The 24,191-nt window shown below is 41.9% G+C and carries 18 protein-coding genes; all 18 read right to left on the bottom strand.

The features are described 5' to 3' along the window. Positions 1 to 100: 100 nt before the first annotated feature. The gene (gene ftsZ, locus AC075J_RS12475; RefSeq protein WP_008706522.1) at positions 101 to 1,279 is read right to left on the bottom strand and encodes a cell division protein FtsZ; all 1,179 of its coding nucleotides are present in this window, start codon (positions 1,277 to 1,279) and stop codon (positions 101 to 103) included. A 217-nt stretch (positions 1,280 to 1,496) separates the two neighbouring features. Beyond that, on the bottom strand, positions 1,497 to 2,636 hold the full coding sequence (locus AC075J_RS12470; RefSeq protein WP_026648241.1) for a cell division protein FtsQ/DivIB: 1,140 nt from the start codon (positions 2,634 to 2,636) through the stop codon (positions 1,497 to 1,499). Positions 2,637 to 2,655: 19 nt separating this feature from the next. Further along, positions 2,656 to 3,939, bottom strand: coding sequence for a UDP-N-acetylglucosamine 1-carboxyvinyltransferase (gene murA, locus AC075J_RS12465; RefSeq protein ID WP_118586492.1), 1,284 nt, complete (start codon positions 3,937 to 3,939; stop codon positions 2,656 to 2,658). Between the two features lie 80 nt (positions 3,940 to 4,019). Beyond that, entirely contained in the window at positions 4,020 to 5,117 is a 1,098-nt protein-coding gene (locus AC075J_RS12460) for an FtsW/RodA/SpoVE family cell cycle protein (protein ID WP_055199767.1), read from the bottom strand. A gap of 86 nt (positions 5,118 to 5,203) precedes the next feature. Beyond that, positions 5,204 to 6,559: a UDP-N-acetylmuramoyl-L-alanine--D-glutamate ligase gene (gene murD, locus AC075J_RS12455; RefSeq protein ID WP_476390379.1), complete on the bottom strand. Its 1,356-nt coding sequence runs from the start codon at positions 6,557 to 6,559 to the stop codon at positions 5,204 to 5,206. A 54-nt stretch (positions 6,560 to 6,613) separates the two neighbouring features. Then, positions 6,614 to 7,570, bottom strand: coding sequence for a phospho-N-acetylmuramoyl-pentapeptide-transferase (gene mraY, locus AC075J_RS12450; protein WP_025578129.1), 957 nt, complete (start codon positions 7,568 to 7,570; stop codon positions 6,614 to 6,616). A gap of 108 nt (positions 7,571 to 7,678) precedes the next feature. Next, on the bottom strand, positions 7,679 to 9,514 hold the full coding sequence (locus tag AC075J_RS12445) for a peptidoglycan D,D-transpeptidase FtsI family protein (RefSeq protein WP_476390378.1): 1,836 nt from the start codon (positions 9,512 to 9,514) through the stop codon (positions 7,679 to 7,681). A 69-nt stretch (positions 9,515 to 9,583) separates the two neighbouring features. Beyond that, the gene (locus AC075J_RS12440; RefSeq protein ID WP_476390377.1) at positions 9,584 to 11,767 is read right to left on the bottom strand and encodes a peptidoglycan D,D-transpeptidase FtsI family protein; all 2,184 of its coding nucleotides are present in this window, start codon (positions 11,765 to 11,767) and stop codon (positions 9,584 to 9,586) included. Between the two features lie 65 nt (positions 11,768 to 11,832). Then, positions 11,833 to 12,411, bottom strand: coding sequence for an FtsB/FtsL family cell division protein (locus AC075J_RS12435; RefSeq protein ID WP_055052683.1), 579 nt, complete (start codon positions 12,409 to 12,411; stop codon positions 11,833 to 11,835). A gap of 15 nt (positions 12,412 to 12,426) precedes the next feature. After that, complete coding sequence (gene rsmH / locus AC075J_RS12430; RefSeq protein WP_055058148.1) at positions 12,427 to 13,362, bottom strand: 16S rRNA (cytosine(1402)-N(4))-methyltransferase RsmH; 936 nt, start codon at positions 13,360 to 13,362, stop codon at positions 12,427 to 12,429. Positions 13,363 to 13,412: 50 nt separating this feature from the next. After that, positions 13,413 to 13,844: a division/cell wall cluster transcriptional repressor MraZ gene (mraZ, locus tag AC075J_RS12425; protein WP_020993618.1), complete on the bottom strand. Its 432-nt coding sequence runs from the start codon at positions 13,842 to 13,844 to the stop codon at positions 13,413 to 13,415. Between the two features lie 293 nt (positions 13,845 to 14,137). Continuing rightward, entirely contained in the window at positions 14,138 to 15,160 is a 1,023-nt protein-coding gene (lgt, locus tag AC075J_RS12420) for a prolipoprotein diacylglyceryl transferase (protein WP_226852628.1), read from the bottom strand. Positions 15,161 to 15,180: 20 nt separating this feature from the next. Further along, positions 15,181 to 16,278, bottom strand: a complete 1,098-nt coding sequence (gene ychF, locus AC075J_RS12415) for a redox-regulated ATPase YchF (RefSeq protein WP_008706507.1) — start codon at positions 16,276 to 16,278, stop codon at positions 15,181 to 15,183. A gap of 138 nt (positions 16,279 to 16,416) precedes the next feature. After that, on the bottom strand, positions 16,417 to 16,590 hold the full coding sequence (locus AC075J_RS12410; RefSeq protein ID WP_476390376.1) for a hypothetical protein: 174 nt from the start codon (positions 16,588 to 16,590) through the stop codon (positions 16,417 to 16,419). 184 nt (positions 16,591 to 16,774) lie between these two features. Continuing rightward, positions 16,775 to 17,371 (bottom strand): hypothetical protein, encoded by a 597-nt coding sequence (locus AC075J_RS12405; protein ID WP_476390375.1) that lies wholly within the window; start codon positions 17,369 to 17,371, stop codon positions 16,775 to 16,777. Beyond that, complete coding sequence (locus AC075J_RS12400; protein ID WP_476390374.1) at positions 17,368 to 19,806, bottom strand: glycoside hydrolase family 3 C-terminal domain-containing protein; 2,439 nt, start codon at positions 19,804 to 19,806, stop codon at positions 17,368 to 17,370. Before AC075J_RS12400 ends, AC075J_RS12405 begins: the two co-directional genes overlap by 4 nt. A gap of 26 nt (positions 19,807 to 19,832) precedes the next feature. Then, entirely contained in the window at positions 19,833 to 22,694 is a 2,862-nt protein-coding gene (locus tag AC075J_RS12395; protein ID WP_476390373.1) for a glycoside hydrolase family 3 C-terminal domain-containing protein, read from the bottom strand. Positions 22,695 to 22,877: 183 nt separating this feature from the next. Further along, positions 22,878 to 24,191, bottom strand: a 1,314-nt coding sequence (locus AC075J_RS12390) for an ATP-binding protein (protein ID WP_476390372.1), incomplete at its 5' end; no start/stop codon positions are given.

Below are 24,191 nucleotides of genomic sequence, written 5' to 3'. Positions count from 1 at the left end.
TGAACTTCCCTGATCTGGTCAAAAAAAGAGACATGTCCATCTATATGGAATATGTCTCTTTTGTCTGTCTGTAAATTATTTCACTGCAAAACAGATAATCCTATCTGTTTCTTAAGAAATCCGGAATCTGGATATCCTTCTTCTGAACAGTGCTTGACGGAGTCTTAGATGCTCCAAATGGTGTGGCATTCATAGTTGGAAGGCTGAAGCTAGGCATGTTCATACCGCTTCCTGCTGCAGTTCCGGCTGTTGCTGTACCTGTCGTTGCTGTGGAAGAAGGTCTTCTTGCACCAAAGGAAGAAGCTGTGCTTCTTTTTCCGAAAGGGGTCTGCTGAAGGTTATCATCATTCAGACCTGTTGCAATCACTGTGATTCTGCAGTAGTCAGCAACTGTATCATCATACATGGCACCAAAGATGATGTTTGCTTCCTCACCTGTAAGCTCCTGTACATAGCTTGCGGCATCATTGGCATCCATAAGAGAAATATCTCCGGAAATATTAATGATAACATGTGTAGCACCTTTGATGGTTGTCTCAAGAAGTGGAGAAGATACGGCCTGCTGTACAGCTTCCATAGCTTTGTCGTCTCCTCTTGCTTCACCGATACCGATATGGGCAATTCCCTTGTCTGTCATTACAGTCTGAACGTCTGCAAAGTCAAGGTTAATCAGAGCCGGCAGATTGATCAGGTCTGTAATGCCCTGTACTGCCTGCTGCAGAACTTCATCAGCCTTCTTCAGAGCTTCCGGCATGGTTGTTCTGCGATCTACAACTTCCAGTAATTTATCATTCGGGATAACGATTAATGTATCCACTGCTTTCTTCAGATTCTCAATGCCTGCAAGTGCATTATTCATACGAGTTCTTGCTTCAAAACGGAAAGGTTTTGTAACAACGCCAACTGTAAGGATACCCATTTCTTTCGCTGCTGCTGCGATAACAGGTGCAGCTCCGGTTCCGGTTCCGCCTCCCATACCACAGGTAACGAATACCATATCCGCACCTTCCATTAACTGTTTTACTTCTTCAATGCTCTCCTCTGCTGCTTTCTGTCCAACCTCAGGCTGGGCTCCTGCACCAAGACCTTTGGTAATCTTCTCGCCAATCTGAAGTACAGTTGGAGCTTTGCACAGAGTTAAAGCCTGCTTATCAGTATTAACACCTACAAACTCTACTCCGCCGATGGCCTCTTCCACCATTCTGTTTACTGCATTATTTCCGGCTCCACCTACACCGATCACTATGATCTTGGCAGATGATTCAGCCTCGTTTGACATAATCTCTAACAACGTACTTCCTCCTTTATTTATACCTGATATCCTTTTCAGTGATTTATATCAAAGTTACATATAGATATATCATATATTTTTTTTGGGAATTAATCAACCATTAATTTTGTTTTTTTATACTTTTTTCACTCTTTTTCGGCAATTCCGGTAAATATGTTGTATCAGTGTACGGAGCCTTCTCTGATCTCAAAGTTTCCATATACTATCAATATCCCTCAGAATCATCCCCCTGATAATCACTGTTATCTTCTGTATAATCACCATATCCATCTGAATCATCTGAGTTTCCGTCGTCATATGATGAATCACTTTCTCCATCTTCTGAAGTTTCAGAACTCTGGTCATCTGCGGAACTTTCATCTCCTGAACCGTCTCCCGACTCATCAGATGCCGCATCCAGAGATTCCTGTGTAGGCTTCGGTCCCACATAATTACCGGATTCGTCATACTCACCTGCTCCGGTATAATCCCCTTCCTCATCATAACCGCCATTCCAGTTCTCAATTGCTTCCTCAAGAGCAGTCTTCGGTTTTGCACCTACATAATTACCATCCTCGTCATACTCGCCGTCTCCGGTATAATTGCCATCTTCATCATAACCGCCATTCCAGTTCTCAGCAGTAACTTCTTCCTGTTCCAGTTCTTCTTCAAAGGTATTGGACTCCGTAGCCACACTCTCCATATGAAGAATACCTTTTTTTCCCTGGATTTTGGGCAGAATCGCTATCACTCGGTTCATCTTCTCTTCCAGATCAGCATCTTTTCCAAGCTGAACAGTTATATCCCCATAGATGAGGCTGATAGAATAGCTGCTGTCAAACTGGATATGATCGGGGATCATATCATTTTTCTGAAAGATTGTAGACAATGCTACAGCTGTATTCAGTACAGTATCTCCTTTAATATCCAGTTTCTCATCCATCACGATGCTGTTCACCTGAATTCCGTCAAAATACGGAACCGTCTCATCTCTGTTCTGAGAACCCTCCACAAAAATGCCATTTCTGTCAAAATAAATGTAACTGTCAAGATATCGGATGCATCCGACTGTTTTTTTCTCTTTTACGCTGATACAGATGGTATTTCGGTTCAGCTGGGTAACTTTAAATGCATCTACATATGCAATGTCCTCTGTATTTGTAGTGCTGTAGAGCAGTGGTGCAAGGACCGAATTGGAAGCCATCGGTCCCCGAAGCACCATATTCTTTACTTCTTCGTCTGTATAATGGGAAGTTCCCCTCACCTCAACAGTATCTACTTTATAATAGGAAAAAAATACTATCACAGCGACCATAACTCCGGCGCCTATCATACCTGCCAGCATCTTCTTCGTCCTTTTACTCATAGGAGGTCTTTTCCCATAATTACTTTCTCTCATAAATCCTCAAATCCTCTGTCCCCGGCTGCCATATTCTGCAGCCCAAAGTCCGTAAATCTTCACAGATATGCTCATAGCCCCTGCTGATAAACCCGGCTCCTGTAACACAGGTTTCTCCCTCTGCCATAAGTGCGGCAATGAGCAGGGCTGCACCACCTCTGAGATCTCCTGCCTGTACCTGTGTTCCCTTAAGAGTTTTTCCCCCTCTTATGATTGCCTGGTTTCCGCTTACGGAAATATCTGCGCCCATTTTTTTCATCTGAAAAGCACTGCCAAATCTCCGGTCAAAAATATTTTCCCGTATGGTACTCTGTCCCTGCGCACCTGTCAGTACTGCCATCAACGGAGCCTGCAGATCTGTGGGAAAACCCGGATAAATTTCCGTTTCTACTAAAACAGCCGGTCTGACAGCATTCTTTCCATTGACCTCTAGTGTACCACCATTTACTTGATATTGTCCACCTATTTTCCGATATACTTCCATAAACGACTGCAATTCCTCCACAGGTACATTATGAAGAATAATCTTACTTCTTGCTGCCGCAGCCGCACACAGATAGGTACCTGCAACAATACGATCCGGAGGAATACGGTAGTCTCCACCTTTCAGTTCATCCACTCCTCTGATCGTAATTTCACCGGTTTCCTCTCCTTCTATCAGTGCTCCCATTGTTTTCAGATATCTGCAGAGCCAGAAAACCTCCGGTTCTTTCGCACAATTATAAAGATGTGTTACACCTTTTGCAAGAACTGCTGCCAGTATTGCCTGTTGAGCAGCTCCCACACTCGATTTCGGAAACACAATATCCTGCCCTTCAAATCTGACACATTCTCCATCCAGGCCTGATGCATTTTCCCGGACATCCGCGCCAAGTGCTCTCAGTGCCATAAGATGGAGATCTATTGGTCTTTTCCCGATCGTACATCCGCCCGGATACCCTATCCTGCATTTTCTGTTTCTTGCAAGCACCGCACCTGCCAGAATGATCGAAGAACGCATTCTGCCTGTATAGACTGCAGGAATTTCTGTTCCGTCTGCGCTGGAACAATCCAGATAAAGATCATGATCGTCCCACCAGGTCACTGCACCAAGACTTTTTAAAATCTCTTCCATACAGAAAACATCTGAAATTCTGGGGCATCCCCTCAGAATGCTTAGTCCTCTGTGCATCAGAGATGCGGCTATCATTGGAAGTGCTGCATTTTTAGATCCCTGTATAAAAATCTCTCCGCTGAGAGAAGCTTTACCTGTTACATGGATTTCATCCAACCTTTTGCTCCCAAAGAGTCTCTTACTTTACAGTTTATGGCTTTTTCTATTATATGTTACGTCATTCTGAAACCTGTAATTTAATTTATCCTGTCACATTTCCCAACATTCATCGCAAGTCCCATTTCCCCAAGAAGAAACACTGCCGAAGTTCCTCCATAGCTGATAAAAGGCAGCGTAATGCCTGTATTGGGGATTGTATTGGTCACCACTGCAATATTCAAAATAACCTGAAGAGCCAGATGCCCCATAATCCCGCAACAGATAAGAGCTCCGGCCAGATCTTTTGCATGCATGGCAGCCACACCCAGCCGCCACAAAAGCATTGCAAACAGAAAAATCAGAAAGATAGCTCCGGCTGCTCCCATTTCCTCACATATAATCGAAAAAATCATATCATTCTGCGCTTCCGGAACAAATCCAAGTTTCTGCAGACTGTTTCCAAATCCTCTGCCGAATATTCCGCCGCTGCCGATGGCATACAGTCCCTGGATCGTCTGAAATCCTTTTTCATATTTCTCCGGATTTCTCCAGATTGCAAGACGTTCCAGACGATAACTCTCTGCAGCAAGAAAAACAGCTATGAAACCTGCACCTGCGCTGCCAAGCCCGATAAATTCCAGATATCCCGGATTGGATACAAAAATCAGAATTCCACCGATCCCCAGAATAATGATCGCTGTACTCAGATTATTTGAACCTACAAGACCAATGATCGGCAGCAGGGTCAATATTGTCCTGCACATAAATCCAAAGCCCCTGGTTGCTTTTTTTGTACGCTCGATCTGCCATGCAAGAAAAAGGATTACAGCAACTTTCGCAAACTCTGAAGGCTGAAAAGATAAAGGTCCAAGATTCAGCCATCTTTTTGAGCCGTTGATCTCCTGACCTACAAAAAGTACTGCGCCGGACAAAAACATTGAAATCAGATATGCCACTGGTCCCAGCCTCAGAAAAAAATGATAATCAATGGAAGAAACCATATACATTACTCCCATACCCAATGCTGTGGCAAATAACTGTTTCTTAAAATAACAGGCAGAGTCGCCGAAACGTACTCTGCCATTATATTCACTGGAACTGAATAATACTGCCAGGCCAAAAATCACAAGCAGTACTATCAGTACCAGCATCGTCATATCTGTTTTTGATAAATCTGTCGCTCTTTTTCGCGCCATCTGTTTCTCCGCAAAATTATCTATAGCCTGTCACTGCAGCTTCGTCTTTCTCTGCCGGACAGCTATAATTCTTACTTATAGATATTCTACAGATTTCTTACATATTCCTTGAACATATCTCCACGCTGTTCATAGTTATCAAACTGTCCCCAGCTTGCACATGCGGGAGAAAGCAAAACAGCATCTCCAGGCTGTGCTTTCTCCTCACATACCTTTACTGCCTCTTTCAGATCTTCGCAGAGGATGATGTCATGGAAACCATGTTTCTCAGCAGCTTCTTTGATTTTCTCCTTTGTCTGACCGATCAGCACCAGATAACGTACCTTTCCGTCAAATGCCTCAATCCATTCATCATAACCGGACTGTTTATCATAACCGCCGCCGATCAGAAGTGTCGGACGGTTCATTGCCTGGATTCCTTTAATTGCCGCATCCGGGTTAGTTCCTTTGGAATCATTATAATATACAACGCCTTTTTTCTCTGTCACATATTCGATTCTGTGTGCAACAGCTGTAAATTCACAGATGCTCTTACGGATGCTGTCCAAGGATACTCCATCGTAGTAAGCCATTGCAACTGCGGCCATAACGTTCTCAAAATTGTGTTTTCCAAGAAGCTTCAGATCTTCTGTCTTAACTACTTCGATTTCTTTTTCTCCGTCCTTCAGGATGATTTTGTTTCCATCCAGATAAATTCCCTCATCCAGTTTACGTCCGCTGGAGAAATATACCACTCGTGGAGTCAGATGTTTTCCAAACTCACGCAGAACCTCATCTTCATAATTCAGCACGCATACATCTTCTGTACCCTGATTCTCAGTGATCAGTTCTTTCACACGTATATACTCTTCCATTGTATGATGACGGTTCAAATGGTCCTCTGTAATATTCAGGATTGCAGATACCTTTGGTGCAAACTCATCAATCGTTTCCAGCTGAAAACTGCTGATTTCTGCAACAGTTACAGAATTTGGCTTCATCTCCAGTGCTTTGGAAGTATATGGGGTTCCGATATTGCCGACTACAAAAACAGACTCACGTGCATCCTGCATAATTTTTCCAAGAAGTGCTGTTGTAGTAGTTTTTCCGTTTGTTCCTGTGATGGCAAGCACTTCACCGTCACCTACTCTGTATGCCAGTTCCACCTCTCCCCATACCGGAAGCCCCTGCTCATAAAAACTCTTTACAAGTGGAAGATCTGTCGGCACTCCGGGGCTTAAAACTACCAGATCAAGACTGTCCTGTACTTCTTTCGGAAGTTCTCCTGCATATACAGTGACCGGATATGTCCCATCTGTTTTATGTACAACTGTGTCTTTATCTGTTTCGGCATTTCCGTCATAGATAACCGGAAATGCTCCTACCTTTGCCAGAAGGTCAGATGCTCCGATTCCGCTTTTTCCGGAACCGAATACAAGTACCTTTTTTCCCTGTAATTCCATAATAATTTTCCTCCCTTTTATCAGCATAACGCTGAAATCTGCTTAGCCAAAATCTTACAGTGCCAGCAGTGCGACCATACACATAACCGCTGTAATAACTGAGAATACCGCAACTACACGTGTTTCAGACCATCCGCATAACTCAAAATGATGATGAATCGGTGCCATCTTAAAGATACGCTTTCCATGTGTTGCCTTGAAATAAGTTACCTGAATGATAACGGAAAGTACTTCTATAAGATAGATCAGACCCACGATCAGGATAAATAACGGCATCTGCATCACATAAGCCGTACCTGCAACAAAACCGCCCAATGCCAGAGAACCTGTGTCTCCCATAAACACTTTTGCCGGATATACATTAAACAGCAGAAATCCCATCAGTCCTCCCACAACTGCACCTGTGATCGGCTCGATCCCCGATTTCATTCCAATAGAAACTACTGTAAAAAATACTGCAACGATCAGAGTCACACTGGAAGCAAGACCATCCAGACCATCCGTAAAATTAACTCCATTCACAGTACCGATCACAGCAAAGAAAAGAACCGGAACTGCCAGCCATCCAAGATTCAGGAAATGTCCGCTCCAGAATGGGATTCTCATAGTCAGTGAGATATCTGTATACTTAACAATATAAAATACAAAAATCGCAGTCAGAACTACCTGAAGTAAAAATTTCTGCCATGGCAGCAGTCCGTCTGAGCGTTTCAGCACAACCTTCAGATAATCATCCAGAAATCCGATAATTCCAAATCCAAGAGTCAGGAACAGTACCGGAATGATCTTCGGATAATCCCCTACATAAAATAATGCAGTTATCGCTGTGGCGATCAGAAAGATCACTCCACCCATTGTAGGTGTTCCTGCTTTCTTTAAATGGGACTGTACGCCCTCTGTTCTTTCTGTCTGGCCCATCTTCAGTCTCCGAAGAAAAGGAATGATGACCGGTCCTAATACAACGCTGATTGCAAAAGAAATCAGCACAGGGATTACAACTTGAAATTCCATCTTACACCTCGTTCATTCTTTCGTTTTTTCCTGAAAGTTTTTTACTTTCAGATTTCTTTTAGTATAAGGCTTTTTTGCTTATTTATCAACCCTGCCTGCGGAATTTCCCTAATTGCCTTCTGCAGAAAAATCAGAAACATCACTTTTTTCAATTCCAAGATATGGCAGGATATTCTCAAAAATACCACGTATCACAGGTGCAGCTACTGTCCCTCCATAATAGATTCCTTTCGGATCATGAATAATACACAGTCCCAGTATCTGCGGATCTTCTGCAGGTGCAAATCCCAAAAAAGAGGAAATATAACGATTTGCACTTCTTGGCAGTGTCTGAGAAGTGGCAGTTTTCCCACCGATGGCATATCCTTCAATTTTTGCATTTTTTCCGGAGCCCTGAGATACTACTGTTTCCAGGATTTCTCTTATTTCCTTCGAAGTCTCTTCAGAGACAATTCCTTCCTTTACCGGAAAAATCAGTTTCTCACCCTCTGTTCTGTCAGGATTTAACACTGCGACTCCAAAATGCGGTGTCACCCGTCTGCCTCCGTTTATAAGTGAACTTACTGTTGCAGCCAGCTGAACAGGCGTAATCTGAAAAGACTGTCCAAAAGAAACCGTTGCCAGTTCCACTTCTCCCATATTTTTCTTCTGATGCATAATAGTTCCTGCCTCTCCCGGAAGATCTGTCCCGGTTTTATCCAGAAGTCCAAACTGTCTGAAATACTTATAATAACGTTCTATCCCAAGGCGAAGCCCCACCTCTATAAACACAGGGTTACAGGAATTCTGTGCACCTTCCACAAAATTCTGGGATCCATGTCCTGTTCTTTTTGCACAGTGGATTCTGCGATCCTCCACCACTTTATATCCGGGACAATAAAAACGGTCCCCAGGTGAAACAACACCAGCCTCCAGTCCAGCTGCCATGGTGATGATTTTAAATGTGGAGCCCGGTTCATAAGTATCATTCAGGCAGGGATTTCTCCACATCTGATTCAGTAATTCCTGCTTTCTTTCTGTATTTGTTTTTCCTGATGCTGTCTGCACTGCCAGTTCACTTTGTTCATTGTGATCTTCCGACGGTATTGTTATCCCGGATTCATTTAACTGCATATTCAGATCATCTGTCAGGGTAAAAGGATCATTCAGGTCAAATTCCGGCACATTGACACATGCATATATTTCGCCGTTCTGTGGATTCATCAGCAGGATAGATACACGTTCTGCCTGCTTTTCCTCCATTACTTTCAAAGCTGACTGCTGCGCAAATTCCTGAATATTTACATCAAGGCTGATTATCAGGCTTTTCCCCTCTATCGGTTTTTCCCTTGTCTCACCCAATTTATCAATTTCCACACCCCTGGCATCTGTTGTTGTCAGGATTTTACCCGGCTGTCCCCTCAGGATTTCTTCATATTTCACTTCCAGACCGATAATTCCCTGATTATCACCTCCCGTAAAGCCAATGACTTTTGAAGCCAGACTTCCACATGGATAGTAACGCTTATAATCCTCATCAACTTTCACCCCTGCCAGACTGCACTCTCTTATCTCATCACCTGTACTTTTTTCCACATTTGTCTTTACTATTTCTATGGAAGAGATTTTCTCCACTCTTTTTCTCACTTCTGCCTCATCTATTTTCAGTTTTTCAGACAGCAGGGCGATTACTTTTTCAGGTTCTTTAATCTGACTGTGGATCACAGAGATTGTACATACCATCCTGTTTGATGCCAGAACTTTTCCCCTTGCATCCAGAATCTCCCCTCTGGCCGCTTTGATCTCTCTCTCTCTTTCGTGAAGTTCTTTTGCTTTCTTATAATAATAGTCTGATCTGAAACACATAAGATATACCAGTCTTCCGATAAGGCCTGTCATCATTAAAATACAGCAGAGTAATACCACCCATATTTTTCTCTTGTGAAACGTCATATTTTTTTTCATAAAAAAAGCTCCGCAGAGATTGTCATAACAATATATGACCATTCTCTGCGGAGCTATAACTATACGTTTTTATTCCAGACCTGCTTCTTCATTAGTAATACCGTCTGTCTCTTCGTCATTATCCTCAGTCGTCTCAGCTTCATCATCCTCCAGAGGTGCAGGTGCATCAGGATTGGATACTGCATCTCCTGAAGAATCTGCATCCGTACTTCCCGAAGCACTGACAAGATTTGTAGACATCTTATAATTGCCTTCCTCATCCAATATGTGATCTCCATTGGCATCCAGCAGATATCCGTTTTCATCAATCCGGTTTCCATCCCAGTCTATCAGATTGCCATCTGCATCCACCAGATTACCGTCACTGTCAAGTTCGCTGTCCGATATGGAAGTACTCTTTAAATGTCCCTTAAACCCTTCCCACAATTCTGTCTCCGGCACTGTTCCATCTTCAGATTCATCCGGCACTACATTCAGATACGGAAGAAGCTCCGAAAGGATTCCCTGTGCAATATACTGCGGATAAGTACTGTTTGCCTGATCCTCTACATTCGGTTCATCTACAACTACATAAATTACCACAGCCGGGTCATCTACAGGAGCAAATCCAATAAAAGAAACCAGATATTTTCCGTTTCCTCGCGGGTATTTCTCCGCTGTACCTGTTTTACCGCCTGAACTGTAACCCTGCACTTTGGAATGACGGCTGGTACCCTGCTGTACACTCAATGCCATATAGCTTCTGATATCACTGGAAATCCTGGAGGAAATCGTCTGCTTCAGAAGTATCGGCGAGATTGTTTTTACAGTTCCGCCATTACTGTCAAGAACCTTTGTCACAAGATGCGGCTGATAATAATATCCGCCATTGATAACGGAACTCATCGCATTGATTTCCTGGATCATGGTACAGGTAAAACCCTGTCCAAAAGCAGAACATGCAAGTTCTGTTTCCCCCATACTGTCCTTAGTATGGATAATACCTGCGCCTTCATTCGGCAGATCAATCCCTGTCCTTGTTCCGAAATTAAACAGACTCTGTGCTTTGATAAACTGAGTAGCTCCCATCTTGGCACCAATCTGCATCATTGCATCATTACAGGAGTTTGCAATTACCTCTCCCAGTGTCTCTGTGCCATGTGCGCTCGGATAAACCGCACACTTGATCATAGTGTCTCCAAAAGTCTGCGATCCATCGCATACAAATGTATCTGTTTCCTGTATCGCACCCTTTTCCAATGCAGAAGCCATGACGATCGGCTTTACAACAGATCCCGGCTCATAGGCATCTGTGACGCAGAAATTACTCCACATACCATTCAGAGCCTCCACTGTTTCCACATCATTCATCGCTTTGATTTCATCTTCTGTATATACAGCGGAAAGATCTCTCGGATTATTCAGATCATAACGGTCACCACCATCCATGGCAATAATCTCACCGGTGGACGGATTTTCAACAATGACCCCTATATTCTTGGCCCCCATTGCCTCTTTAAATCCATTAACATATTTCTCAACAATCTGCTGTGCACCGATGTCAATGCTGGTCTGAATGCTTTTTCCATTCACCGCAGCAATAATGGTCTGCTCCACATCTGAATCATCATTGATATACCCATACTGTCTTCCGTCTACGCCTGTCAGTGTGCTGTTATAGTACCCTTCCAGTCCGATATCTGCCACATCTCTGTCCAGTGCAAAACCAATTGTATCGCATGCTGTTTCATTAAACGGGTAACTTCTCAGATAATCCTCTTCAAACCAGACGCCTTTGATATTTGCCCGTTCCTTTGCCTGTGCTTTAGTAAGACCGGAATCTTCATCCTCTGCCTTATATTTTTCAAATTCTTTCTTTTTGTCCATAGACAGCTGTTTTGTCAGTACCTGATACTGACTCTGGCTGGTTCTTGAATCGGCCAAAAGAGAACGCACTGTTTCTTCATCAATCCCCAGCACCTCATTTAAGGCACGTATTGTTGGCTCTACATAGTCCTCATCTGAATTTACAGTTTTGCAGTCCAGGATCACATTATAAACTTTATTGCTGGTAGCCAGTATATTTCCGCTCTTGTCATAAATATCGCCTCTCTTTGCCGGCAGTACCTGGCTCTCATATTTCTGCTGTGCCTGACTTAACACCTGTTTTTTGTATTTGCTTCCACTGGTAGCATTAATATAAGTAATTCTCAGCACTAATATTGCCAGAAGCAGTAACACAATTCCAAACAATATCAGCAGCTTTTCTTTCATGTTTTGATTTATTTTTCTCTGTGGTCTTCTTCGACTCTTTCTTCCCGTATTGCTCAATTAATCACCTACTTTGAATCTGGTATATCCTGATACTGTCTTACATAGCTGTTACCCGATGTAGAATAGGTTACTGTCTGATCATCTGACGGATATTTCATTCCCAGTCTCCCCAATGCGATCTGCTTGATCTTATTCAGATCCACATTTGATGTCACCTGGCTGTAATATGCATCATTGTCTTCTTTTAAATCTGCCAGTTCCTCCTCAAGAGATGCAACTGTACTCATCTTTGCGGTAATCTCTGATTTGTAACGAAGATATTTCACAGAGCAGAATAATATCGCCACACATACAACTGCCAGAAACGCTACAAATCCCCAGTTCATTGCAGTCGCCTTCTGCCTGTTCTTCTGTGCTTCTTTACTCAACTGATGTTTCTGCCTTGGTACCTGCGCAGGACTCGCCTGCACTCTTCGGTTTCGATTGATCTGCTGCCTTCCCGGATTCTGTCTTCCCGGCTGCCTCTTTCTCTCCGGAACTTCTGCAAGACGTCTGACCGTATTTCCGTCAACATACATTCCTCTGTTTGTTCTGGCACTGGTTCTGCTTCTTCTTGCTGTTTCACTCCTGGTCGTTCTCGCCATTTCATGCCTCTCTAATTATAATACTCTCTCAAAAATCCGAAGCTTTGCACTTTTGGAACGCGGATTCTCTTCCATCTCTGTCTCCCCCGGAAGAATCGGCTTTCTTGTGATCACTTTTCCTTTAGATTTCTTCCCGCATACGCATACAGGAAAATCTGAAGGGCAGGTACACGGATTCTCATTTTTTCTGAAAATCGTCTTTACAATTCTGTCCTCCAGAGAATGAAACGTGATAATGCAAAGTCTTCCGCCATCATCAAGGATATCGATCATTCCATCCAGAGAATCCCGCAGCACATCGAGCTCTCTGTTAAGCTCAATACGGATTGCCTGAAAAGTTCTCTTGGCCGGATGTCCTGACTTCACCTGCATCTTCATGGGAATGGATTCTCTGATGATTTCTGTCAGTTCTCCGGTGGTTGTGATCGGTTTCACCTGTCTGGCGGCAACAATATGTTTTGCAATATTTTTTGCAAATTTATCTTCACCGTAATCACGAATAATACGGTATAATTCTTTTTCTTCATAGCCATTGACAATATCGCCGGCTGTCTGCGTCTGGCGCTGATCCATGCGCATATCGAGCGGTGCATCTACCCTGTAGGTAAAACCGCGTTCTTCATTGTCAAGCTGATAGGAAGATACTCCAAGATCAAGGAGAATCCCGTCGACTTTATAGATGCCTCTTGCTGCCAGTTCCTGTACCATGTAACAATAATTGCTGCGAATGATCGTCGCCTGTTTATAGGGGGCTAACCTCTCACTCGCAGCAATTATCGCATCCTGGTCTTGATCTATGCCAATAAATCTCCCCTTGGCAGAAAGTTTCCTGCATACCTCACCGGCATGCCCTGCACCTCCTAAAGTACCATCCACGTAGATTCCGTCCGGTTTGATATTCAAACCTTCAATGGTCTCTTCCAGTAATACAGATTTGTGTTTAAATTCCATCTCCGTCTCCTGTCTGGATTTACTTTGCAAGATACTTCAAACGAGACCTGTCAGATTGTAATTCCCATGTCCTGCATGCTCTCCGCAATGCTGTCCATGTCATCATAATCACAGATCTCATTCCATTTTTCTTTGCTCCAAACTTCAATTCTGTTCAGATTACCTGTCAGAACCACATCTTTCTCCAGACCGGCAAATTCGCGCAGTGTCTGCGGTACAAGGATTCGTCCCTGCCTGTCCAGTTCACATGTAGTTGCTCCAGCTACAAAGAATCGTGAAAAAGTTCTGGCATTTTTATTTGTAAGTGGTAAAGATCTGAGCTTCATTTCAAAGGATTCCCATTCATCCATCGGATAAATGTAAAGACAGCCATCAAGCCCTCTTGTCAGAACAAACTCTTCCCCTAAGAGTTCCCTGAATTTAGAAGGAATGATCAGACGCCCCTTCGCGTCGATCGTGTGGTTATACTCTCCCATGAACATGTTACTCACCTACTCTCGCAAAATCTGAATCTCCCCTTCAGATTTCTCAGGTGGTAATGGACTCTGCCGTTATTCCCCACTCACCACCACTATTCACCACTTTCTACCACTTATGTGCTTATTCTAAACTATTTAGGCTGAAAAAACAAGGGGGAGAAAAAGATTTTTAAAATTTAGAACTCTGTTAACATTTATGAAACAACCTTATTTTTACGAGAAAAATGGGCTTTTATACACAAAAAGTGGGCTGAATTTCCACTTTCAACCCACTTATCTTTCAGATATATGTTTTTTTACTGTTCTTCTTTTGAATTTGTGGGAGAATTTCCCACATCTGGCTTTACCTGTTCATCCATCTCCGGCCGGATTTCCGGTTCCGGTTTCATTTCAGAAGTCTCAGGAAACATCTGTTTTTCTTTCACTGACTCATCCAGAAATCTTTTTTTCCTCTGCTGGCGTATAGTATCTCTTTTCTGTGCCATCACTCTGCGTACGATCACTACAGGCATAAAAACAGCAAATAACATAGCGGAAATCACCAGCGAAATCCCCACTTTTGTCCCCGGAATATAAAGCTTATCTGTTCTGAGCCATTCAAAGAAAAACCTTCCCAGACCATAACCTGCCAGATAGATCATAAACAATTCGCCTTCATATTTCTTTTTTCGGCGCATGGTCATCAACAGCAGAAATAACAGCAGACACCACAGACTTTCATAAAGAAAAACCGGCTGAACCTGAATATATGAAATCCCATTTATGGTCAGCAGATTATCTCTCATTGCTCCCGAAACTTCTCCTGACCGTACAGCTGAAACCGGTATCTGCATTGCCCATGGCAGATTTGTATATTCTCCGAAAGACTCTCTGTTAAAAAAGTTGCCCCAGCGTCCTATAGCCTGTCCCAGAAGTATTCCGGGACACGCAATATCGGCACTCTGCCAGAATGACGTTTGGGTAATCCTGCAAAATACCGCTGCCGCAAGAAATCCAAAGAGCAGACCACCATATAAAGCGTAACCGCCATTTCGAAAGTCCAGTATGGCATTCAGATTTTCTTTATAAAATCCCCATGAAAAAGCCACATAAAATAATCTGGAACCTGCCACTGAAACTAGCAGGGAGATAAGCATCATATCGAGATACCTGTTCTGATCTTCCCCATTTCGTTTCGCTTCAAGTGTCACAAGTCCCATTCCAAGAAGAGCACCCACAGCAATCAGTACTCCATATATGGTGAATTCCATTCCAAATATCTGAAATGAGCGCGGCACATAATCAAAGACCAGGCCAAGTCCCGGAAAACGTATCGACATTTCCATAAATCACCTGTTCATCATACATTGAATCGGAATAAGATCACATCTCCATCCTGTACAACGTATTCTTTACCTTCCATTCTTACAAGACCTTTCTCTCTGGCACCTGCATAGGAACCACAGTCCAGAAGATCCTGATAATTTACAACCTCAGCTTTGATAAATCCTCTTTCAAAATCTGTATGGATCTTACCTGCTGCCTGCGGAGCCTTTGTTCCGATTTTAATCGTCCATGCTCTTGTCTCATCCTCACCTGAAGTAAGGAAACTCATCAGTCCAAGGAGATGATAGCTTGCTTTTACAAGTTTCTCAAGTCCTGATTCTGTCAGTCCCAGATCCTCCAGGAACATTTTCTTCTCATCATCATCCAGTTCAGAGATCTCTTCTTCGATTTCTGCACAGATAACGAAAATCTCACTGTTCTGCTCTGCCGCATATTTGCGCACTGCCTGTACATGGCTGTTGCTTTCACCGTCATCAGCCAGATCTCCTTCTGCTACGTTTGCTGCATAGATCACAGGCTTCCAGGTAAGCAGATTATAAGTAGACATCCAGGCTTCTTCATCTTCATTTTCCATTTCCATAGTGATTGCCATCTTGCCATCTTCCAGATGTGTTTTTACCTTCTGAAGGAAATCAAGCTCCTTGGCAGCCTCTTTGTCCATGCGTGCTGTTTTTGTAACTTTTGCAATTCTTCTCTCAAGGATCTCAAGGTCTGAGAAGATCAGCTCCAGATTAATAGTTTCAATATCACGGATAGGATCAATACTTCCATCTACATGGATAACATTGGAATCTTCAAAGCAGCGGACTACATGAACGATTGCATCTACCTCACGGATATTTGCAAGGAACTGGTTTCCAAGGCCTTCTCCTTTGGATGCTCCCTTTACAAGTCCTGCAATATCTACGAATTCAATTACAGCAGGTGTCACTTTCTTAGAATGATAAAAGTCTCCGAGAAGCTTCAGTCTCTCATCCGGCACTGTAACAACACCTACATTAGGGTCAATGGTACAGAACGGATAATTTGCAGATTCTGCGCCTGCCTTTGTCAATGAATTAAATAATGTACTTTTTCCAACATTGGGTAATCCGACGATTCCTAATTTCATTTTTTATATTTCCTCCTATAAATCCTTTGATTTTATCCCAATCCAATAGCTAAATCTTTGATTGACCAACATATCAAATGACAATCAAGTGGATATTCACAATCCAAGCTCTTTGCCTTTTAAATCTTTTCCCATATTTCAGCTTCTCTCATCAGAAGTCCTAATACAGTACTTTGTATTATACCATAGCATCTTATCTTTGTGAATATTCATTTTCATCTCATCTCCTGCTAATATTTCCACACTTTTCGAAATGAGTTTTTCAAATTCTTCTCTCGCCTCATTTCTATTTCTAATTATTGTAAAAATCATTTTTATACCGGCTCAAAAAATGTCCTTACACATATTCAAAAGATGAAGGGCATAAATACAGCCTCTTATAGAATACTTGAAAACAAAAAAGCACTCACCTATTTCAGGTAAATGCCTTAGTCAAGCGGATATTCACAATCCGCTTTGCTACTTGCTCATAACCGAATAACTGCTCCGCAGTTTATCAGAAAGATTCAGCCTTCCCCTCCGGGAAAATAATTTTAAACACAAAGAAAAAAATCACCATGGAAACTCCACCTGTAATAATTGTCACAAGCATGTTATAGACTGCCGGTGCCACATATGCAGATGCAACTGGCATCCACAGATTATTAAATCCATTACAGATCAGTGAAATTACCACCCATGCTATAAAATACCAGATTGCCTGATATACAGGATTTCCATGGCTTTTAAAAGTAATATTTCTCTGAAGTGGAAAATTGATACACTGTGCAAGAAATGACCCTAATTCATAACTGATAAAATAGCCAAGTCCACCACCGATCAGTATATTCCCCGTTGCATCACGCAATACATTATACCCCAGCAAACTCCATGTAAATTTTACTCCAAACAGATTCATGGAAACCTTTGGCCACATAAATTCTGTACCAGCCAGACCAATTCCCAAAATCCCTGGTAAAAATGTAAATACAAGATACTGGAATACTGTCACGCCCATACTGAATATAACAAAATAGAATATCTGATAAAGCCATTTTGCAATAGCAGAATGTTTCTCTTCAAAACATTTCCATATATTTTTTATACGATTCATCTGCACTTCCCTCCGGCTTCTTTTAATAATTTTTCATATTTCTTATTATTTCTTCTGTTTCTGAAATATCCGCCAACTACTTTTTTTACTCCAAGCATAAAATGGCCATTCACAGCATCGACAATTCCATATACCATTTCCATACTGACTGCTCCGCCGGTCATCTTGGCAATCCCCCGAAACGGCATATTGTAAATAAAAAGAATATTCAGATCCGGCTTTCCCTGTGCCTCACTCTTCTTTTTCATTTTTGTGAGATATCTATATATCAGCCTTGCAAGTCGGCTTTTTGCATAATACATCTGACAGATTGCATCATTGATTCCCAGATTTCCACTCCATCTTCCGTTCGGTATCTCATGGCCAAGAAGTTCACGAAATTCCTCATCTGATATTTTCTGCACGATTCCTGTATAATAGTAAGGCATTTTTGCCGGATTATACGGATACCCTTTACTATTTCCTGTTCTCTCAGTCATACCTGTTAAACGAATATCTGCAACACTGGCTCCTACCATAATCTGATAAGTTCCTGTTTCTATTTCCCACTGTCCCGTTTTTATATTCCAATAACGGAATGTCTTATCATCAAAGGGAATCCTGAGTTGTCTGCTTTCTCCTGCCTTCAGATAAACTTTTACAAAACCTTTCAGTTCTTTTTCCGGTCGGAACACGATTGCATTAGGAAGACCTACATACATCTGAACAACCTCTGCTCCATCTCTGTCACCTGTATTGGTAACCGAAACTTTGATTCCATCCTCTTCTATGATAAGATCAGAATATGTAAATTCCGTATAGGAAAGCCCAAAGCCAAATGGATATTGCACCCGGACTTTTGAAGTATCATAATAGCGATATCCCACATAAACACTCTCTCGGTATTCCGATGTTTTCTCATTACTTGGATAATATCGGAATGCCGGTGTCTGTTCATAAGATATGGGATATGTTTCTGCCAGTCTTCCTGATGGATTCACTTTTCCGGTCAGAATATCCAATGTTGCAGAAGCGCCTGCCTGCCCATTCAGATAGCCATGCAAAATCGCTTTGCAGCAGGTGTGCCATGGCATTTCTATCGCAGATCCTGCACTCAGTATTCCAATAATATTTTCATTCACTTTACTGATATCCTGCAGAAGATCGATCTGATTCTGCGGAATACGCATATGGGTTCTATCCAGTCCTTCTGATTCACTGATCTCATCAAGACCAAAGCAGAAAATCACAATATCCGCGTTCATAGACAAATTTAATGCAAACTTTCTATCATTCTCATCTACATCTCCATTTCTCTGATAACCTCTTGTCATCCCCAAAATATTCAGATCATATTGTTGCAAAATCGATGACATATCTTCTACTTTTGTTGGATTGACCATAGAAGATCCTGCCCCCTGATATCTGGGTGAAAAAGCAAAATCTCCAATAATAGCGATGGATTTTTTGGTATCCAGCGGAAGAATCTGTTTTTCATTTTTCAGAAGAATCATGCTTTCTGCTGCTGCTTTCCTTGCCAGTTGATGATGTGCGTTTCTGTCAAAGTTTTTATCTGAAAGCTTCTTCCCTGATGTCAGTTCCATCACTGCATCCACCAGTTCTCCAACTCTTTCATCCAAATCTGCTTCCTTCAGCTTTCCATTTTGGACAGCAGCAATCACTTCTCTTGCAGAATCGTACCCACAGGACGGCATCTCCAGATTTGAGCCGGCAGCAACACCTTTCACATGGTCATTGCTTCCGCCCCAGTCTGTTACTACAATTCCATCAAATCCCCATTCTTTGCGCAAGATATCTGTCAAAAGATGTTTGTCCTCATTAGCATAAATCCCATTAATCTGGTTGTAACTGCTCATGATTGCTTTTGCGTGTCCTTCTTTAACAGCTATCTCAAAACCGGTCAGATAAATTTCTCTTAATGTCCGTTCGTCAACAACTGCATCCATTGCCATTCTCCGAAGTTCCTGACTGTTAACCGCCAGATGCTTCGGGCAGGCATAAACGCCTTTACTCTGTATTCCACGAATATATGACGCTGCCATCTTCCCGGAAAGATATGGATCTTCTGAAAAATATTCAAAATTTCTTCCACATAATGGGCTTCTTTTAATATTTAATCCCGGACCAAGCAGGATATTTACATCCATACTTGCTGCTTCCTCTCCAAGAGCCTGTCCAATCTCTTCCCCCAGATCCTGATTCCAGCTGTTTGCAATCGTTGCTGCTGTGGGGAAACAAGTTGCTTTCAAGGATGCATTCAGTCCCAGATGGTCTCCTGCCCCTGCCTGCTTTCTAATTCCATGCGGTCCATCTGAAAGAAAGATGGACGGGATGGAAAGCCTGTCAATTTCTCTGGTCTGCCAGACAGTTTTTCCACTGAGGATTGCTGCCTTTTCTTCTATTGTCATCTTTTCAACCAATTTTTGCTGTTTCATAACTGTTTTCCATCCCACTTTCATCTTTATTCAGCATTCTTTCTTTTCTTATATCCTCTGATTACCAGTACTTCCATTCCTGCCATGAAAAGTGCTATTACAATGTCGATACCAATTCCTGCTTTTTTCCAGTTTTCCATACCTGTTTCTTCGTGTTCTCCGTCATAAGCCCAGCTGCTTACAACTGTATACATGACATTTTTGCAGGCATTTCTCATCTGAAGTACAGATGTCGGATGCTCCGGATTGGCTACATTGTTCTCTTCTCCGTTGAATGTGGACAACATTACATCTACTCCATTTGCCAAAGCTGCATCTGCATTCATAAATCCATGACCATTGTTTCGGAAGAAGTCTGTAAGCGCCATTCCCCTGAATCCCCATTCATCTCTGAGAACTGTATTCATAAGGTTACTGCATTCTCCAGTCCATTTATCTCCAAGGAAGCTCCAGGAAACCATAACCGCATTTGCTCCACCCTGTTTTACAGAAATTTCAAATGGTTTCAGATAGATTTCCCGGATTGCCTGCTCATTTGACCAGACACTTACCATCTTTGCATTTCCCTCATACAGAGCAAAATGTTTGATATAAGAATAAACTCCATATTTTCTTGCTCCTTCTACTGCTTTTGCTCCCATATTTCCTGCAAGAACTCCATCTTCTGAAAAGTATTCATAGTTTCTTGCTCCAAATGCGGTTCTATGAGTATTCATACCTGGTGCATACCAGCCCTCTGCACCCATTTCCTGACTGATCTTGCCCATGCATTCACCCCAGGCCTGTGCAAGTTCCTTATTCCATGTGGAAGCAACCACAACTTCAATTGGAAATCCAATAGAACCAACTCCTGTAAAGTTGTTATTAATTGCTGCTGGTCCATCGAAATCAAGTGTAGCCACTTTTCCCACAGAATCCATGGCTGCTGTCTGATAACCAGCCATTGCAATCATATTTGCCATTTCATCAACAGTAAGCTGATCCAGAAGTTTTTCCCAACGAGGATCGTCATAATCAGCATCACGCATATCAGCTAATGTAAGTCCATTATCTGCTCCCGTTGTCGGCATTACATCCTCATCATTGAGATATGTAGTCTTATCAAAGTTGCTGTTCAGATGATATTCAGAAACATATGGCTCACCCAGCTCTGCAGATGCCGGTGCTGCTGTAGCCTTTTCATAATTTGCAAAATGATCCGCACGTGACAGATATGTTATATCTCCTTTTGCATCTTCAAATACATTTGTTGCTGCAGTATCATCTGATGCTCTTTTATTTTCGCCCTTATATACTACATCTTTATCTGCAGTATAAGTTTTCTGATCCAGCACAGTATGTGAATCGCTGTTGATAGAAATCACATAATCGCCTTTTTCAAGAACATATGCTTTTGCATTATTCTCATCATAAGAGGCCATATCTTCTATACTAAATGTAACTGTAACAGTCTGAGATTCTCCCGGCTGAAGCAGATCTGTTTTTGCAAACTCGATCAGATTTGCAGAAGATTTCTCAATTCCCCCATTTGTATATGGCGGTTTATAATACACTTCTACTACATCTTTTCCGGCAACATCTCCTGTGTTGGTTACTTCTACATCTACAGAAATCTGTCCGTCTTTTTCTTTCAGTTCACCCATTTTCTGTTCAAATTCCGTATAACTCAGACCATATCCAAATGGATACTGTACAGTCTTATCGTAATCAATCGCACCTTCCTGTGCAGCTGTTTCATAGTACTTGTATCCTACATAAATACCTTCCACATAATTGGTAAATGCCGGAGCATACACCTGCGCAGTTCCTGCGTTCATTCCTTCAACGGCCATATCTGCCAGATTTGTATACTCCGTTTTTTCTGCATTATTCCACCACGGAGCAGTCGTCATATCATAAATAAATGTATCCGGTGTTTTTCCGGAAGGATTGACTTCACCTGAAAATACTTTACCAAGTGCATTAAATCCCACATTTCCCGTTCCGGGGCACCATACAACAGATTTAATCTGAGGATATTCATCTGCGAAACCAAGTTCAAACTGATTTGCTCCATTATAAACCACAATCACATTATCAAAATTTGAGCAAACCATATCCACCATATCTCTCTCAGTTTGTGAAAGCTGTAAATAATGCTCTCCCTCAGGAAAATCATCATATTCATCTGAATTATTATCATATGCTGCTTTTCTTACATCCATAGGAATATCATTATGACCTTCACCTGCTTTTCTGGAAAGAACCACAACTGCCACATCAGAATACTCTTTCGCACTTTTAATAAGCTCATCACTGTAAGTATCTACAGGTGGCTCCGGTAATGTCCAACTCTGTTTCTGGATAGACATTTCCGGATTATCTGCACCATAATTGTTATAAAAATCAACCAGTTCCTGGTTAATAGAAAATCCGGCATTTTCAAGTCCCTGATTCAGACTGACAATATCATACAGATCATTAATTCCACCGGAACCAGCTCCTCCGTAAGCCGGATTAATAGATTCCCAGCCAAAAATATTCAGTTTTTTTGTTTCATTTAAAGGAAGCAGGCTTTCATTCTTCAGAAGAACAATTCCATCTTCCATAATTTCTTCTGCTACTTCCGCAGCTTCTTCATTTGTTTCATCGCTTAAAGTTCCATTTCCCGTTGCCAGTCCAATCAACGTAGACATTGGTCCAAAACAGATCATATTCGCGCAGACAACAACTGCAAGAACCATTGCGATCGCAGCTTCTCCTCTTATCAGAAATCTTTTGCCCCTGGACATCCTGCGGCATGCGATCATAATTACGATTCCAATTACAAGTGCAGCAATAATACCGATAATATACGGTTTGCATAATTGTAATACCGCCAGAACATCTTCCATTTCAACACTGATCATTCTCTTTTTTCCTCCTTTGACTCTCTCGTCTTTTTCAGGTATCATTTCCTGTTGACATTACTATAACATGGTTATTATTTCGTGCCGTTTTTGGCACAAGATGCAGCAAATATGGCACAAAATACTAAAAAAGGTCCACCGGACCTTTTTGTCGTATGCTTGGCAACAAAAATACCCAGAGCATTACAATACTCTGGGTAAAAGAATCTTTAATTCAAACCAGTTCTGCTGTACTCCAAATACTACAGAACCATCATATTTTTCTACAGCTTTACGAATACTCTTCAATCCAAAACCATGGTTTTTACTATCCTTTTTTGTTGTTGTAATCAGATCCTCTTCATTTTTGGAAATTTCTGCTTCACAATAATTCTCTATCTTGATGAACACAAATCCTTTTTGAGCGGATACTGTCAGATGGATCAGTCTTTTTTCCGGATCTGGAATCAAAATTACATGTTCAATCGCATTATCCAAAGCATTTCCAAATATAGAACATATATCTGTTACATGCATATAATCCAATAATTTTCCGTCTGCCACACAGGTAATCTGTATATGATTTTTTCGACAATGGAAAATCTTAGCTGCCAAAATCGTATCAAGTACCTGATTCCCCGTTCTGCTTATATTCTCAAAAGCAGCGATTTCCTTTTCCATGGAATCAATCCATTTTTTTCGTTTCTCTTCATCTGATTCCGCACGAAGTCCCGTTATCTGGTGTTTCAGATCATGGTATTTCATTTGTATGAGATCCAGGCTGTCCTGATAATTTCGGTATTGATCATACTGGCTTTTCAGCATCACGTTCATTACTGAAAGTTCTTTCTCGGCAACATACTCACTGATCCTGCTCTGATAAGCATGCAGGATTGCAATTCCTCCAAAATCGATCAGTGTTCTGATAGAAAAAATATCTGCACGTTCTCTGCTCGCAAATGGTGCATTTTCATTTAAAAAGCTCAGATTACTAAAAGCAAAGATTGCAACAGCCATGATTGCCGCCGCTACTACTTCCTTTACTGTCATCTGTTCAAGATAATTCTGCTTCAGAAGATCTTTTTCTAAATAAATATCAATAGTAAAGCAGCCTCCAAAAACAACCATCGTGATCAGAATTTCAACCCCGAGGCTCTGATTCCCCCATACCTGTACAATAGATACCATCTGCCACTGCAGCGAAGCTGCAAACTCAGCAAGAACAAATGCACGGGCACAGCAATAAGCCGCTCCCAGAAGCTTCATATTTCCTCCGACCATAAGAAATCCATACATCATACCTGCAGCGATCATCATACAGGGAATCCACAAAATTTCAGTTACGCTGCCTGTCAAAGTCAGAAAAATACTCTGCATTGCCAACATGAAAAGACTGCCTGTAAGAAAATGTACAGATTTCATGTTTTCTTTTTTTAGGATATAAAGATAAACCAGACATGATCCCCACTCTGCTATTGCCGTATAAATTCTTGGAATATCCTGATATAACATAGTATC

The sequence above is a fragment of the Blautia sp. ZXY-1-C6 genome, from assembly GCF_056339875.1.
The sequence above is the reverse complement of the archived record's forward strand: the minus strand, read 5'-3'. Positions and strand labels throughout refer to the sequence as shown.